The following is a 14566-nucleotide window of genomic DNA, read 5'->3' on the forward strand; positions in this document are numbered from 1 at the left end:
AGTCAAGGCGGCGTAAGACACGGAATTCCCTCGAAAAGCGTTGATGCCGAGAGAATATGGAAGAGGAGAGAGAATGTGCTCTCAATATTCGCCGCTGATCGGTTTGAAATTGGAAGAAACTGCCCCGTGAACTCGCTGGATCGAAAAATTCTTGCTGCGCTCGAAAACAATGGCCGCCTCACGGTGACCGAGCTGGCCGAGCAGGTGGGCCTGAGCCTGTCACCCTGCCACCGGCGTGTGCGTGCACTGGAGGAGTCGGGCGTGATTCGCGGCTACCGCGCCGAGCTGGACCCTGCGGCGCTGGGGCTGGATTTCTCGTCCCTGGTCTTTGTCACGCTCAAGGACAGCAAGTCCGTGCCCGCGTTCGAGGACGCCGTGGCCCAGCTCGACAACGTGGTGCAGGCCCAGCGCCTGTTTGGCGACCCCGACTATCTGCTGCAGGTCGTGGTGCGTGATCTGCCGGCCTATCAGCGTCTCTATGACGAGCACCTGACCCGGCTGCCCGGCGTGCTGCGCATGACTTCCACGCTGGTCATGAAGCATGTGGTGAGCAACAGGCCGCTGACGTCGGCGATGGAATAAGCCATGAAAAAAGCCATGAAAAAAGCGCCGGTGACTTTCGTCACAGGCGCTTTGGGCTAGCCAGATTTGCTATTAATTCAGAAGCTTATTGCGCTTGCCTATCAATGTTTTCAGGTATTTATATAGCTGAAATACTTGTTGGGAAAGCGCTGCTAGCTACTAAAGAGTGAGCTTTCAGGATCAGGAGCCCAGCTTGAGCGTGCCCTTCATGAGAGCCGAGTGACCGGGGAAGGAGCAGAAGAAGGCGTAGTCCGTACCAGCCTTGAGCTTGCTCGCATCGATGTCGAACTTGGTGGTCTCGCCGCCGCCGATAACCTTGGAGTGAGCCAGCACGCGTGCATCGCCGGCCTTCACATAGTCGGCACCAGCACCTGCGGCCATGCCGTCAGTGATCACGGCCTGCATGTCGGCGGCGGTGCTGACCACGATGTTGTGGCCCATGGCGGTCTTGGGCATCTTGCCCACATGCTTGAGAGTCACGCTGAACTTCTTGCAGGACTTGGGCACATCGATGCTTTTGACATTGAACTGCATGGCGTCGTTGCTCTCGACGACGGCTTCACAGCCTGCCGCCATGGCGGGTGCGCTCAGGGCACCGGCTGCACACAGGGCCAGGGTCATCAGAATCTTCTTCATTGGCTATTCCTTTTCCTAAAAGCGAAACGGGAACCGCTGTGGCCTTGTCGCCCTCCAGGTTCCGCCGTTCATTCTTTCGGAAACCTGCCCAGCCGGCTCAGTACAACTCATGCTCGCATGGGTTGTACTGTTGCACCTTGCGCTAACTCAATTCGCCGAGCATGCGTGCGTTCACTGCCTTGCAGCGTGCTGCCGGCGTTGCCTGCGCGCCTCAGAGCGTCAAGTCGTAGCCAATGGTGATGGGCGCGTGGTCCGAGAACTTCTCGCCCTTGTAGATGGATTCGGTGCGCGCCAGGGCCGCGATCGCCGGCGTGGCCAGGTGGTAGTCCAGCCGCCATCCCACGTTGTTGGCATAGGCCTGGCCGCGATTGCTCCACCATGTGTAGCAGGCGTCCGTGGTGTCGGGCTGGAGCAGACGGTAAACGTCCACCAGACCGCCGCTGATCTCGGTCTTGTGCAGCAGCTTGCTCATCCAGTCGCGCTCCTCGGGCAGGAAGCCGCTGTTTTTCTGGTTGCCGCGCCAGTTCTTGAGGTCGGCCTGCTGGTGCGCGATATTGATGTCGCCGCAGAGCACGAAGTCGCGCTCGGCCTTGAGATGCATCAGGTGGCTGTGCATCTTGGCCAGAAAGCGGAACTTGGCCTCCTGGCGCAGCTCGCCCGAGCTGCCGCTGGGAAAGTAGGCGCTGATGATGGACAGCTTGCGGCCGGGCGTGTCGAAGCGGGTTTCGACGTAGCGGCCTTCGGCATCGAACTCGTCGATGTCGAAGCCCACGACCACATCGCTGGGCTCGTGGCGGGTATAGACGCCCACGCCCGAATAGCCCTTCTTCTCGGCAAAGTGGAAGTAGCCTTTCATGCCGGCCAACACTTCAAAGCGCCCGGCCATATCCGAAGCCTGGGCCTTGATTTCCTGGACGCAAATACAATCCGGCGCAGTGGCTTCGATCCAGGCTTCGGCGCCTTTGGTCGTGGCAGAGCGGATACCGTTGAGGTTGAGGCTGGTTAATTTGAACAAGGATGAATCCATGGTGGTGAGTGAGAAGCCAATGGGCGGTGCAGACCGTCTGGCGCAGGATTTCGTGCAGTTTGCCGTCGATGCGGGCGTGCTGCGTTTCGGCGAGTTCAAGACCAAGGCCGGGCGCATGAGCCCGTACTTCTTCAATGCCGGCCTGTTCGACGATGGCGCCAAGATGGCCCGTCTGTCCGAATTCTATGCAAAAGCCATTCTGGCCAGCGGCATGGAGTTCGATATGGTCTTCGGGCCTGCCTACAAGGGCATCCCTTTGGCAGCCACGGTGGCGGTGGAGCTGGCGCGCCAGGGCAAGAACGTGCCCTTTGCCTACAACCGCAAGGAAGCCAAGGATCATGGCGAAGGCGGCACCCTGGTGGGCGCTCCCCTCAAGGGCCGCGTGCTCATCATTGACGACGTGATGTCGGCCGGAACGGCCGCGCGTGAGTCGATTGCCATCATCAAGGCCGCCGGTGCCCAGCCGCATGCCGTGGCCATCGCTCTGGATCGCCAGGAAATGGCGACAGAGAATGGTCAGGACGTGTCGCACAGCGCCGTGCAATATGTGCGCAACCAGCTGGGCATGCAGGTGTGTGCGATTGCCAAGCTGGCAGATCTGTTGCTTTATCTCGAGCAGCAGGGCGGGGAGGCCGGCCCCGAGCATCATGAGCGCGTGCTGGCCTACCGTCAGCGTTATGGTGTCGAAGACAAGGAATAAACACGCAAATGAAGCAGGCCTTGCATGCAAAACTGAGTTTGTATGTGGTAGCTACCGTCTTGGCAGGAGCCATGCCGGCTCAAGCCCAGGCCAATAGCGGCGGTATCTACGCCTGCACGGATGCCAATGGGCGGCGCATCACGGCCGACAGGCCGATTGCCTCCTGCGTCGATCGCGAGCAGCGTGTGCTCGGCAACACGGGGGTCGAAGTGCGCCGCGTGGGCCCCACGCTGACCGATCAGGAGCGCAGCGCACAGGAGGCCAAGCGCCGCCAGGACCAGGTCGAGCAGCAGCGCCTGCGCGAGGAGCGCTCGCGTGACCGCGCCATGCTGGCGCGCTTTCCCAGCCAGGGCGTGCATGATGCTGCCAGGGCCGAGGCGATTGCCCAGGTCAACGATGTGATCGGCGTGGCTCAGAAGCGCCAGATCGATCTTCAGGAACGTCGCCGCAAGCTCAACACCGAGCTGGAGTTCTATCAGAACGATCCGAAGAAAGCTCCCGCCAATCTGCGCCGCCAGCTCGACGACAACACGGAATCCCAGGCCGAGCAGCAGCGCTTCATCAAGCAGCAGGAAGAGGAAAAGCAGCGCATCAACCAGCGCTTCGATGCCGAGCTGCAGCAGCTGCGCAAGCTATGGGCAGAGCTGCCGCCTGCCGCGCCGCGCTCGCACTGACGGCTACGCCTTCAGTCTTCGTGGCCGTCTTTGTGCATGGCCATGACTCGACCCAGCAGCAGGGTCGCAATCCAGGCCACTGCCGCAATGATCAAGGGCATCTGCACCAGCAGCGGTGCCTGAGCCATGAGCATCAGCGCATCGGCTTGCCACAGCGCCCCATAACCCTTGAACAAGCCATAGGCCAGCCATAGCAGCAGGCCTGCGCTGGCAATGGTGGCCATGCTGCGCATATTGCGGCCGTCACGGCTGCCTGCCGGAACGCGCAGGGCCGAGCGCCAAAGCCAGCCCATGGCCGCCAGCACCAGCAGCACGCAGGCCGCGACGGACAGCGGCAACCAGAGGGAGAGAGGAATCAGCGACATGGCGCCGCACTTTAGCCCAGTTGATCACTGGATGAAAAAGAAAATACCCACCGAGGTGGGCATGCATGAAGGGGCTTGTCAGCTGCTCAGTTTGCGCGCCAGACCACATGGTGGCCCGGCACGGACTGAATGCCCAGCACGGTGGCGTGGTGGGCGAGCAGCTCTTCGAAGGTCTTGGTGATTTCGCTGCTGGCAGTGCTGCCTTCATATTCCGTGGCCACCTGTGTCGCGGTAAAGGAATTGGCGCCAAAGCTTTGCACGATGTTGCGCAGCTTGTCGAGGTTGGGGGTGAACACGGCGTCCATGGCAGCAACTCCTTTTCGGGCAATCAAACCAGTACTGCCCATAGTTTATCCAGCAGCCTGTGCCAGGCAAGAGGGCCTTTGCCCACATGGCTATTGATTGATGGAGAGCAATGTGCGAATCACGTCCGAGCGCGTGATGACCCCGACCAGGGTTTTGCCGCGCAGCACGGCAATGAACTGCACGCTGTGCGATGCCAGCTCGTGCAGCAGATCGCCCATGGGCGTGTCTTCCTGCACGCTCATCTCTGGTGCGCGCATCAGCTCCTGAGCTATGGATTGCACCTTGGATGGCCGGCTGCGCAGGCGCTGCCAGAGGTTTTGCTGCTGGCGCGCGCGGTGGTCCTGCCAGAGCCAGTCGAACAGGTCGGCGCGCAGCACCCGGCCGATCAGCTCGCCCTGTTCATTCACCACGGGCAGGCTCTTGATCAGGTGGCGGTGAAACAGCTCGGCGACTTCTTCGAGCGGAGTCTGCGGGCCCACGGTCAGGAGCTTGGCGGACATGACGGTGCCGCAGTTCACGCTGGACAGCCGGCGCTTGATGGCCTCCTCCTCGGCGGCGGCCAGCAGCTCACCCAGGTCCTCGGGTGTCAGGTTGTAGCTTTGCTCGAAGCGCTGCAACAGTTGTTCCAGATCCTGCTCGCTCAGTGCCAGGCGCGTGGTGGGGCGCTGGGTCTTGGCCGCCAGGGGCGGCTGGTGCAGATAGGGGCGGCCGCAGGCGCGGTGGTAGAGCACGCCGACGGCGGCAAGAACGCCCGAGAGCACGGCCATGGGCACCAGCAGATGCCAGCCAAGGGGAGCCATCTGTGCGGAGGCCAGTACCGTCAGCAAGGCCACGGCGCCGCCCGGCGGGTGCAGGGCGCGCAGCAGCAGCATCAGGGCAATGGCGCCCGCCACGGCCAGCGCGGCCAGCGAGGTCTGGGACAGCATGGGGAACGCCCACAGCAGCAGCAAGGTGTAGAGCGCGGGCACGGTGTTGCCGACCACACAGTTCCAGGGCTGGGCCAGCGGGCTGCTGGGCACGGCGAACACGAGCACGGCGGTGGCGCCCAGCGGTGCGAACAGGAACAGGGTGTTGGGAAAGAAATGCTCGACCAGCCCCACCAGAATGCCGGCCAGTGCCAGACCCAGACCTGCGCCGATGCTGGCGCGGATCAGCTCTTTCCAAGAAGGGCGCGAGGCCACCGGCCCCAGGCGCTGCCACATTGTTTGCATGACGGACATAGGCTCAGGCTGCGGGGCGCAAGATTGATAGCTGCTCCCGCAATGTTGTATTGATTAATGCGGCAATTCTGTCAAAAAAAAGCTCCACAGGGTGAGCTGTGGAGCTTTGGCGGGATTGGCGCCGCTTCAGGCAGTGGCGGCGGCTTGAACGGCTCCGGCACTCAGCATTTCGGCCAGCAGCTTGCGGCCCGAGGGCTGCTCGCGCTCGCGCAGATCGTCGGGCAAAGTGGAGGCATCGGCGCGGCGGCCCACGGCGATCACGCATTCGGGCACCAGATGCTCGGGCAGGTTCAGCACCTTGCGGGCTTCATCGGCAGAGAGGCCGCCCATGGCGTGCGTGGCCAGGCCCATGGCATGGGCCTGCAGCGCCAGATAGCCCCAGGCGCAGCCCGCATCGAAGCTGTGCTTGGCGGCGGAAGCCTGCTTGTCCGACAGCAGCACGATCAGCGCGCCGCCATTCAGGCACCAGCGGCGGTTGGCTTCGTTGGGGATCTGCGAGAACGCCTGCCAGTTCGCGTCATCGCGCAGGGCGTAGGCAAAGTGCCAGGGCTGCTTGTTGCTGGCCGAAGGCGCCCAGCGGGCGGCTTCCACCAACTGCTCCATCTGGGCAGCACTCAGTGCTTCAGGTACAAAGGCGCGGGGCGACATGCGCTCGATGAATTGCGCGTGGACGGGAACGGTACTGCTACGGGTGGTGCTCATGGTGATATCGCTGAACTGAAAAGAAAAGGGCCCGCCTACTGTACAGAGGCGGGCCCGAAACCATAGCGCAAGCTCCGGCCTTTTTGCCGGAGCCGGAAAATCAGGACTTTTGACCCGATTGCGCGCCGATGCCGCGCAAATGGCGCTCCATGCGGAACATCACCAGCGCCATCATCACCATCACCAGGCAGGAAATCAGCAGCGTGGCAAAAGCCGTGTCCATGCCCAGAAACTCCCACTTTTCCTCATCGGGGTTGTCGCCGCGCAGCTTGGCGGCCGTGCGGTCGAACGACAGCGTGTAGTTGGTCAGCAAGGTGTTGACGATCTGCGGGGCGGACTGCTGCTGCAGCTTCTTGGCCAGGTTTTCGTTGCCCAGCACCTTCTCCAGTGCCACGGGCAGTCCCTTGATGTAGGCCGTGTACGAGCCCTCGCCATGCTCCATCTCTGCGGCCTGGGCACGGTCGTTGATTTCGGAGGCCAGGTTCACCGGATCCATCAGCATGGCGTCTTCGCCCGCCGCCTCGGCAGCGGCCGCAATCGCTGCATCGGCTGCCGCATCTGCGGCGGCACGGGCCATGCGGTCCTCGCGGGTCAGCGAGATGCGGCGTGCCGTCCAGGCGGCATCCACTTCGGCAGCGGCCGCGTCGGCGGCGTCCTTGTCGCAGCAGGAGTTCTCACGCGCTTCGCGCATCTTGATCTGGCGGTTGACATCGTCGGCCGAGGGCAGGGCATCGCCCTTGAGCAGGGGGTGGATGGGATCCAGGCCCTGGCTGCTGTTTTCCGTTTCTACGCGTTTGCGCGCAGCCGTGTCCTTGTAGATGAAGCCACGCAGCAGGCCGTCGGCCTTGCGGAAATCCGGACGCAGGGCGGGGTCAGCCAGACGCTTTTCCATGGGCACGGCGTTGCCGAGGCCGCTCAGATCGCGACCGGTCTCTTCTTCCATGTACTTGAGGTCGTAGGGTGCATCCTTCCAGTTCAGCGCCGTTGCACCGGCAGTGGCGGTATCGGGCTTCTTGGGCTTGTAGTGGTCCCAGATCCAGTGGCCCATGCCAAACAGCACAAAGATGGAAAAGGCGAGCAAGACAAGACGCAGAACTTGAATCAGCAAATCTTCTGCGCGGCGCAAGAGGGTCAGCATAGGCAGCAAATCCTTGTAAAAAGCTTGAGTGGTCTGCACTTTCAACTATGAAATTGGAAGCGCGTGAATGATCGCGATTGTAGGAAGCGAATCAGAAAGTCGTAATTTGTTACAGGTGAGGCGACAAATGCATGCTTCTGTCCTGCCCAGCGCTCGTTTTTGGGCCAGGCACGCCGGTGCTGCTCCTCTTCACCTCACGAAGGGGCGATGCACCCAGATCCTGTAACGGAATTACGAAACCGCTGTAATGGAGTTTTGATGGATCGAGGCTGGATCATGGGTAAGACGTCGCTGGATAAATCGAAGATCAAGTTTTTGCTGCTCGAGGGCATACATCCCTCCGCGCTCAAGGTGTTGCATGACGCGGGCTACACCAATGTGGAGGCACTGACCGGCGCGCTGGACGGCGAGGAACTCAAGCGCAAGATTGCCGATGTGCACTTTGTCGGCATTCGCTCGCGCACCCAGCTCACGGCCGATGTGTTCGCGGCCGCGCAGAAGCTGGTGGCCGTGGGCTGCTTTTGCATCGGCACCAACCAGGTCGACCTCAACGCGGCGCGCGAGCGCGGTGTGGTTGTCTTCAATGCGCCTTACTCCAACACCCGTTCGGTGGCGGAGCTGGTGCTGGGCGAAGCCATTTTGCTGTTGCGCGGCATCCCCGAAAAGAATGCGGTCTCCCACCGCGGCGGCTGGAAGAAGAGCGCGGAGAATTCCTTCGAGATTCGCGGCAAGACGCTGGGCATCGTCGGCTATGGCTCCATCGGCACCCAGCTGTCGGTGCTGGCCGAAGGCCTGGGCATGAAGGTCATCTTCCACGACGTGGTGACCAAGCTGCCGCTGGGCAATGCCCAGCAAAGCAGCGGTCTCAGCGAGCTGCTGGCCCAGTCCGACATCGTCACCCTGCATGTGCCCGAGCTGGCTTCCACCAACGGCATGATGGGAGCGGCCCAGATCGCCGCCATGAAGCCCGGCAGCATTCTGATCAATGCGTCGCGCGGCACCGTGGTCGATATCGAGGCCCTGGCCGAGTCGCTCAAGAGCGGCAAGCTGCTGGGCGCCGCCATCGACGTCTTCCCCAAGGAGCCCAAGAGCAACAAGGACGAATTCCTGTCGCCGCTGCGCGGCATGGACAACGTCATCCTCACGCCGCACATCGGCGGCTCCACCATGGAAGCCCAGGCCAATATCGGTCTGGAAGTGGCGGAGAAGCTGGTCAAGTACAGCGACAACGGCACGACCACCTCGGCCGTCAACTTCCCCGAAGTGGCACTGCCCGAGCACCCCGGCAACAACCGCATCCTGCATGTGCACGAGAACCGTCCCGGCATTCTCTCTGCCATCAACCAGGTGTTTGCCGACAACGGCATCAATATCGCGGGCCAGTACCTGCGCACCGATGAGAAAGTGGGCTATGTGGTGATCGATATCGATGCCAAGTCCTCGGCGCTGGCGCTGGAGAAGCTCGCGCAGATTGCGGGCACCATTCGCTGCCGCGTGCTGTTCTGAAGCCTTGGCAGCTGAACGCAAAAGGAGACCTCGGTCTCCTTTTTTCATGAACCAGCCATTGCCAACGCCAGGAGCCGGCGCGAAGGGGCGCACGACGGATATGGTGTCGTGCGCCGCTGATGCTAGGCTTGTGCCGTTAAAGACCCCTCCCGCTTGCACAATGAATACACCAACCAAGAGAGAGTTCACCTTCCGTGGCGTGCTGCTTGGCGCGCTCATCACCCTGGCGTTCACCGCCGCCAACGTCTATCTGGGGCTCAAGGTCGGGTTGACCTTTGCCTCGGCGATTCCCGCTGCCGTGATCTCCATGGCGCTGCTCTATCGCTTCAAGGATTCCAACATCCTTGAAAACAATCTGGTGCAGACCCAGGCCTCCGCGGCCGGCACCTTGTCCTCGGTCATCTTTGTGCTGCCGGCCCTGCTCATGCTGGGGCTGTGGACGGGTTTCCCGTTCTGGCAGACGGCATTGATCTGTGCAGCCGGCGGCACGCTGGGCGTGCTCTACACCGTGCCCCTGCGCCGCGTGCTGGTGGTGCAATCCGAGCTGCCCTATCCCGAGGGCGTGGCCGCTGCCGAGGTCTTGCGCGTAGGCGACGAGCAGCGCCACGCCCATGACCCGGAGAACCTGGGCAAACCGCGCAGTTCGGGCTTGCGCGAGCTGGGCTGGGGCACGGGGCTGGCCGCGCTGTTCGGCTTTCTCAGCGGCGGTCTGCGCCTGCTCGGCGATGCCTTCAATTTCTGGATTCCCGCAGGCAGCGTGGCCTTTCGCGTGGCGGCGGGCTTCTCGCCTGCCCTGCTGGCCGCCGGCTATCTGATGGGCGCGGCCGCAGGCATTGCCGTGCTTGTGGGGCTGGTGCTGTGCTGGGGCGTGGTCGTGCCCTGGCTGACGGCCCAGGCTTCTCCTGCGGCCGGCCAGGCGCTCTCCGAGCTGTCCACCCAGCTTTGGGGCAGCAAGGCCCGCTTTCTGGGGGCGGGCGTCATCGGCATCTCGGCGCTGTGGACCGTGGCCACGCTGGCCAAGCCCATTGTCCAGGCGATTCGCAACCAGCCTGCGCGCAGCGTTGCCGAGGGCGCCGGCGGCGACGAAACCGACAAGGACATGCCGCGCAGCTGGATGCTGATGATAGGAGCCGCCGCCCTGGGCGTGCTGTTCCTGGTGGTCAATGACTTCATCGCCGGGCATATGCCTGATCTTGCCGCTGGCGCGCGCTACGGACTGGCGGCCCTGTGCGTGCTGTTTGCGGCCCTGTTCGGCTTTCTGGTGGCGGCGGCCTGTGGCTACATGGCCGGCCTGGTCGGCTCTTCGGCCAGCCCCATCTCGGGCATCGGCATCATTGCCACCTTGCTCATGGGAGTGAGCCTGCTGGCGCTGCATGCTCTGGTGCCGGCCTATGCCAGCGCCGTGGCGGGGCAGATGGGCATTGCACTGGTGCTGTTCATGGTCTCGGCCGTTCTGGCCATGGCTGCGATCTCCAACGACAACCTGCAGGATCTCAAGACCGGCTATCTGGTGGGCGCCACGCCCTGGCGTCAGCAGATCGTGCTCATCATCGGCTGCCTTGTCGGCGCGCTGGTCATACCGCCCGTGCTGGATCTGCTCTACAACGCCTACGGTTTTGCGGGCAGCATGCCGCGTGCCGGCATGGACCCGAATCAGGCACTGGCCGCACCGCAGGCCACGCTGATGATGCAGATTGCCAGCGGCATCTTCAAGGGCTCGCTGGACTGGAGCATGCTGGGTCTGGGCGTGGCCGTGGGCATTGCCGTGATCCTGGTCGATCTGGCCCTGCGCAAGAGCGGCAAGGGCGCGCTGCCGCCACTGGCCGTGGGCCTGGGCATCTATCTGCCACCCACCATAGGCCTGACGCTGACCATAGGCGCGGTGCTGGGCTGGTGCATTGCCAGAGCCATCAAGGCCTATGCGCAGCGCGGCGGCAAGGACTGGACTGCGGTGGCCGAGGAGCGCGGCCTGCTGCTGGCCTCCGGCCTGATCGTGGGCGAGAGCCTGATGGGCCTGCTGATTGCTGCACTGATAGGCTTCAGCGGCAAGGATGCGCCGCTGGCCCTGGTGGGCGAGGGCTTTGCGCCCGCCATGTGGCTGGGCCTGGCCTATTTCGTGGGCCTGTGTGTGTTCTTCTATCGCCGGGTGCTGCGCAAATGAAGACAGGACGTTTCGACGGGGAGCAGGCCGAATACCGCCAGGGCAACTTCGGCTTCGCCCATGAGTGGCTGCAGGAGTTCAAGACGCTGGACGAGGTGCTGGAGCGGCTGTCTGTGCTGCGTGCCGCCGACCCTGCACATCGCTACCTCTGCACGCTGGACGATGTGAGCCAGTGCAGCTACACCAGCGGCCATGCGAGCCAGGATGAGCGCCTGTATCTGGACAGTCCCGACGACATGGATTGGGACGACCCGGCGCAGGAGCAGGCCTTGACGCTGGCATCGCTGCAGCACCGGGTGGCGCAGCTGCAGAGGCCTGAGCTCGTGCAGGACTGGGCGCAGGTCTGCGGCACGCTGCTACTGGCTGCCGAGGACGTGAATGCCCTGCTGCAGGCCAACCGCAGTCCCGAGGCCCTGCTCGACGAGGTGGTCTATGTACAGCGTCTGCCCGTGCCCAGCGACGAGCTGATGATTGCGGGCCAGCCCAAAGGCTATTTCAGCGCGGACTGGGACAGCTTCCAGAACCACGCCGTCATCTGCCATCTTGCGGCGCAATATGGTTATCGCTTCTTCGGCATGGGCGCCGCATGGATGGGTTTTGTGCGCTGCAGCCTGCCCGATGCGGTGCTGGTCGATCGGCTGATAGAGGATTTGCGCATGCTCTACGGCCAAGGGCAGGGCGAGGTGCGGGAGCATGCGGGCTGGGCACAGCTGGCGTCCGTGCTGCTATCTCGGCGTACGCTGATGCTCGGTTATGCCGAGAATCTGGCCGAGGGGCTGGCCGAGAACCCGGGGCTGGATCAGCCACCCTATGACAGCGCCATGAAAAGCTGACAAGGCTGGATTTGTCACCGCCGGAGCCGGCCATGAGATGCCCGGTTTCAGCGGTGATGGTTTTATAGTGTGCGGGCTACCCCCTGCGGCGCAGGCCGCTTTTTGCAACTGAAGGAGAAACCAATGGCAGGTCATTTCGAGTTGAGCAAGAGCAGCGATGGGCAGTTCCGGTTTGTGCTCAAGGCCAGCAACGGCGAGATCATTCTCACCAGCGAGCTGTACAAGACCAGGGCGGCGGCCGAGAACGGCATTGCCTCGGTGCAGACCAACAGCCCGCTGGCCGAGCGCTATGAGAAAAAGACAGCCAGCAACGGCAAGGAGCACTTCAACCTCAAGGCTGCCAACCATCAGGTTATCGGCACAAGCCAGCTCTATGCATCGGCGGCCTCGCGCGATGCGGGCATTGAGTCCGTCAGGAAAAACGGCGCGACGACGGTCGTCAAGGATTTGACTGGCACTTGAAACCCATCGCCGCACAGCACCTGCTGGGAGCGTCAGAGGCCTTTCAGGCCTCTTTTTGATGCCCGTCCACAAACTGCTCTATGGCGCTCCAGAAACCGTTGGCGCGGAAGATGGTCGAATGGTTCGCCTGGGCAAACGCCAGCACCCGCACTGCCTTGCCCTTGAGGCTGCGCAGCAGGGCGTCGGTGCGCTCGGGCAGCACCACCTGGTCGCGTCCCGCGCGCAGCACCAGAATCGGCCCGCGGTAGTTGCGCAGATGCGCGGCAGAGTCGAAGGGATCGCGCAGCAGCAGCTCCACGGGCAGCCAGCCATACATGCCGCGCACCGTGTTCAAAATGCTGTCGAAGGGCGTGACCAGCACCAGTTGCTCTGGCTGGCGCAGATCGGCCACGGCAGCCGCCACGCCCGTGCCCAGGCTGCGCCCGATCACGGTGATGGGCAGCTCGGGGTGCAGGCGCTTGACCTCGTCGAACAGGGCGGCGGCATCGAGCTCCATCAGCTCCTGCGTGGGCTCGCCCTCGCTGGCGCCATAGCCGCGGTAGGCCAGCATATAGATATCGCTGTGCGGCAGGCTGCGCGACAGCTGCTGGCGCCGGTGGGCAATGTTCTCGGCATTGCCGCCAAAGTAGATCACCGCATTGCGCGCCTTGCCGTCGGCCGGGTGCAGTTGCCAGCCCCGCAGCAGCACGTCGGCGCGCTGCAGCGAGAAGTCGGTGCTCTCGGCAGCCACCTGCGTGCCGCCTCCCGGAAAAATCATCTGGCGCTGCTGCGCAAACATATAGCTGCAGATGCAGACATAGACCGCCAGGCACAGGGCCAGCAGCCAGAGCAGGGGTTTGAGCAGCTTGGAGAGCATGGGGCGCAAAAATGTGGGGTTTGCGCCGGATTGTGCGCAGATTTGTGTGGGTTTGGTGTGCGCTTTACCTCGGCTTTATGTAAGCGGTGGTTTTTGAAATTGATAGCGGGTGGCGCTTGTGTTGTCTGTGCTTGGGGCTGGTTTGGCACGTACTTCAGCTTCAGCCCTTCTTCTGGATGACGGAGCTGTCTGCATGCCTGCCTTGCTTGCAGAGGGCGGGTCTCGGCCCGCCTGCCGACCTACTTTCTGCTGCCGGTATGCCGGACCACCAGAAAGTAAGCAAAGAACACAGCCCCTGCTGCCCCCGTCCCTCCGGCTTCGCCTGCGGGCAACGTGGGCAAAAGGGGGGGCAATACCGGATGCGGGATAGCTTCTTTGAAAAATTAATAGCTGCTACCGCAATCAGCAATTGGGCTTGAAGCCAATTTCGTTCCAACTCTCGCAGGCCGTCCGTACCCGCTTCCACCCGTGTGTCAGCGCCTGCGGCACGCGGTTCGGGCTGCGGGCAACGCTGCCGAAGGAAAGCGTTGCATCGTGATCTGGCATTGGCCTGCAGGCTGATCCAGTTGGAATTCCTTGTTTCCTGCGATCAGGTGGCGACCTGATCAATCAGCCCTCACGCTCCCGGCAAAAAATACCCCGCCTTGTGCTGATTCCGAGAACTGCTCACGCACAGCTTCAGTCGCGCCTCCATGTACTGGCGCACTTCCGAGCGGTCACACATCTGGGCCAGGTCTTCCCAATAGAGCAGGCTGGTGAAAGAAGGCTTCGCGGACTCAGCCGTGTCGCCCTCGCTCACTTCTGCGGCGCGCGCAGGGGTGGGAACATAGATAGGTCCATTCACCGGGGCGTAGTGCTGCACCGGGCGGCCTGCGGCTTCTTCCTTGCGTCTGGAGGTCAGCACAAAGTAATGCTGGCGGGCGTCGGCCAGATGGGGCTTCTTGTCGGCGTCGAACACCTTGTCCAGGCGCTCCAGCCCTTTGGCCACATCGGCGGCGTAAGTCCAGTTGCTCAGGTATTTGGTCTCGATGAACAGAAAGACCTGGCGTGCGGGGTCTGAGATGAGCACATCGGCCAGCTTGCTGCGCAGGCGCTCGTGGCACAGGTAGGCGTGGGTGTCAAACGAGATATGGGGGCTTTGAATGCCCAGGTCTTCGCGGCCCGTGACTTCCTGGATGTAGCGGTTGAACTGGACGATGCGTTTGGCATAGCCGGCCGTGAATTCGTTGAAAAAGTAGCCGGCAAAGAACTTGGTGCAGAGGTTGCGTTCTTTTTCAGATTCGATGAGGGAAGCGTTCGAGAAGATCACTGATTTTTTTCCTGAGCAGGTGGCACAGGAGATGGAAACTGGGGACTTGGGCGTCCGGCAAACGACAAGGCCGCAGGCATTGCTGCCTG

At 62.7% G+C, this 14566-nt stretch carries 16 protein-coding genes; 7 read left to right on the forward strand and 9 right to left on the reverse strand.

All coding sequences use genetic code 11. The features are described 5' to 3' along the window. The first annotated feature begins 126 nt into the window (after positions 1–126). On the forward strand, positions 127–582 hold the full coding sequence (locus P353_RS17510; protein ID WP_034372286.1) for an Lrp/AsnC family transcriptional regulator: 456 nt from the start codon (positions 127–129) through the stop codon (positions 580–582). 180 nt (positions 583–762) lie between these two features. Here P353_RS17510 and azu read toward each other — a convergent pair whose 3' ends face one another. Next, entirely contained in the window at positions 763–1218 is a 456-nt protein-coding gene (gene azu, locus P353_RS17515) for an azurin (RefSeq protein WP_034372289.1), read from the reverse strand. Between the two features lie 211 nt (positions 1219–1429). Beyond that, on the reverse strand, positions 1430–2233 hold the full coding sequence (locus tag P353_RS17520; protein ID WP_034372292.1) for an exodeoxyribonuclease III: 804 nt from the start codon (positions 2231–2233) through the stop codon (positions 1430–1432). A 10-nt stretch (positions 2234–2243) separates the two neighbouring features. Between P353_RS17520 and pyrE the strand changes: the two genes are divergently transcribed. Together pyrE and P353_RS17530 are read left to right on the forward strand one after the other, a co-directional pair. Further along, positions 2244–2945, forward strand: a complete 702-nt coding sequence (gene pyrE / locus P353_RS17525) for an orotate phosphoribosyltransferase (RefSeq protein ID WP_034372361.1) — start codon at positions 2244–2246, stop codon at positions 2943–2945. An 8-nt stretch (positions 2946–2953) separates the two neighbouring features. Further along, positions 2954–3619: a hypothetical protein gene (locus P353_RS17530; RefSeq protein ID WP_034372294.1), complete on the forward strand. Its 666-nt coding sequence runs from the start codon at positions 2954–2956 to the stop codon at positions 3617–3619. Positions 3620–3630: 11 nt separating this feature from the next. Here the strand turns inward: P353_RS17530 and P353_RS17535 are convergent, their stop codons facing one another. The 5 genes from P353_RS17535 to P353_RS17555 all read right to left on the reverse strand — a co-directional run bounded on the left by P353_RS17535 (position 3631) and on the right by P353_RS17555 (position 7350). Beyond that, the gene (locus P353_RS17535) at positions 3631–3984 is read right to left on the reverse strand and encodes a hypothetical protein (protein WP_034372296.1); all 354 of its coding nucleotides are present in this window, start codon (positions 3982–3984) and stop codon (positions 3631–3633) included. Positions 3985–4070: 86 nt separating this feature from the next. Further along, positions 4071–4289, reverse strand: a complete 219-nt coding sequence (locus tag P353_RS17540) for a hypothetical protein (RefSeq protein WP_034372298.1) — start codon at positions 4287–4289, stop codon at positions 4071–4073. Between the two features lie 90 nt (positions 4290–4379). Next, on the reverse strand, positions 4380–5501 hold the full coding sequence (locus P353_RS17545; protein WP_232776647.1) for an HPP family protein: 1122 nt from the start codon (positions 5499–5501) through the stop codon (positions 4380–4382). 135 nt (positions 5502–5636) lie between these two features. Further along, positions 5637–6212 carry a nitroreductase family protein gene (locus tag P353_RS17550; RefSeq protein WP_034372301.1) on the reverse strand — a complete coding sequence of 192 codons (576 nt, stop codon included), beginning with the start codon at positions 6210–6212 and terminating at the stop codon, positions 5637–5639. Between the two features lie 100 nt (positions 6213–6312). Continuing rightward, positions 6313–7350: a hypothetical protein gene (locus P353_RS17555; RefSeq protein WP_034372364.1), complete on the reverse strand. Its 1038-nt coding sequence runs from the start codon at positions 7348–7350 to the stop codon at positions 6313–6315. A gap of 276 nt (positions 7351–7626) precedes the next feature. Between P353_RS17555 and serA the strand changes: the two genes are divergently transcribed. The 4 genes from serA (at position 7627) to P353_RS17575 (ending at position 12312) form a co-directional block, all read left to right on the forward strand. Next, positions 7627–8856, forward strand: coding sequence for a phosphoglycerate dehydrogenase (gene serA, locus P353_RS17560; protein ID WP_034372367.1), 1230 nt, complete (start codon positions 7627–7629; stop codon positions 8854–8856). A gap of 160 nt (positions 8857–9016) precedes the next feature. Next, a complete protein-coding gene (locus P353_RS17565; protein WP_034372303.1) occupies positions 9017–11017 on the forward strand; it encodes an OPT family oligopeptide transporter in 2001 nt (666 codons plus the stop codon). Then, positions 11014–11850 carry a hypothetical protein gene (locus P353_RS17570; protein ID WP_034372305.1) on the forward strand — a complete coding sequence of 279 codons (837 nt, stop codon included), beginning with the start codon at positions 11014–11016 and terminating at the stop codon, positions 11848–11850. The genes P353_RS17565 and P353_RS17570 overlap by 4 nt, the downstream gene beginning before the upstream one ends. 123 nt (positions 11851–11973) lie before the next feature. Next, on the forward strand, positions 11974–12312 hold the full coding sequence (locus tag P353_RS17575) for a YegP family protein (RefSeq protein ID WP_034372308.1): 339 nt from the start codon (positions 11974–11976) through the stop codon (positions 12310–12312). A gap of 43 nt (positions 12313–12355) precedes the next feature. On the opposite strand, the gene P353_RS17580 is transcribed toward P353_RS17575, so the two are convergent. Both P353_RS17580 and P353_RS17585 read right to left on the reverse strand, forming a co-directional pair. Further along, a complete protein-coding gene (locus P353_RS17580) occupies positions 12356–13168 on the reverse strand; it encodes an alpha/beta hydrolase (protein WP_034372311.1) in 813 nt (270 codons plus the stop codon). Between the two features lie 616 nt (positions 13169–13784). After that, the gene (locus P353_RS17585) at positions 13785–14477 is read right to left on the reverse strand and encodes a hypothetical protein (protein ID WP_034372314.1); all 693 of its coding nucleotides are present in this window, start codon (positions 14475–14477) and stop codon (positions 13785–13787) included. Positions 14478–14566 lie beyond the last annotated feature (89 nt).

It is taken from the genome of Comamonas testosteroni (assembly GCF_000761245.1).
In the GTDB taxonomy this organism is placed as follows: Bacteria; Pseudomonadota; Gammaproteobacteria; order Burkholderiales; family Burkholderiaceae_C; genus Comamonas; species Comamonas testosteroni_C.

Coding starts and splice junctions, on each gene's coding strand:
- P353_RS17545 (WP_232776647.1), bottom strand. CDS start 5,501: ATGCAAACAATGTGGCAGCGCCTGGGGCCGGTGGCCTCGCGCCCTTCT.
- P353_RS17580 (WP_034372311.1), bottom strand. CDS start 13,168: ATGCTCTCCAAGCTGCTCAAACCCCTGCTCTGGCTGCTGGCCCTGTGC.
- P353_RS17530 (WP_034372294.1), top strand. CDS start 2,954: ATGAAGCAGGCCTTGCATGCAAAACTGAGTTTGTATGTGGTAGCTACC.
- serA (WP_034372367.1), top strand. CDS start 7,627: ATGGGTAAGACGTCGCTGGATAAATCGAAGATCAAGTTTTTGCTGCTC.
- P353_RS17575 (WP_034372308.1), top strand. CDS start 11,974: ATGGCAGGTCATTTCGAGTTGAGCAAGAGCAGCGATGGGCAGTTCCGG.
- P353_RS17570 (WP_034372305.1), top strand. CDS start 11,014: ATGAAGACAGGACGTTTCGACGGGGAGCAGGCCGAATACCGCCAGGGC.
- azu (WP_034372289.1), bottom strand. CDS start 1,218: ATGAAGAAGATTCTGATGACCCTGGCCCTGTGTGCAGCCGGTGCCCTG.
- P353_RS17565 (WP_034372303.1), top strand. CDS start 9,017: ATGAATACACCAACCAAGAGAGAGTTCACCTTCCGTGGCGTGCTGCTT.
- pyrE (WP_034372361.1), top strand. CDS start 2,244: ATGGTGGTGAGTGAGAAGCCAATGGGCGGTGCAGACCGTCTGGCGCAG.
- P353_RS17555 (WP_034372364.1), bottom strand. CDS start 7,350: ATGCTGACCCTCTTGCGCCGCGCAGAAGATTTGCTGATTCAAGTTCTG.
- P353_RS17535 (WP_034372296.1), bottom strand. CDS start 3,984: ATGTCGCTGATTCCTCTCTCCCTCTGGTTGCCGCTGTCCGTCGCGGCC.
- P353_RS17550 (WP_034372301.1), bottom strand. CDS start 6,212: ATGAGCACCACCCGTAGCAGTACCGTTCCCGTCCACGCGCAATTCATC.
- P353_RS17540 (WP_034372298.1), bottom strand. CDS start 4,289: ATGGACGCCGTGTTCACCCCCAACCTCGACAAGCTGCGCAACATCGTG.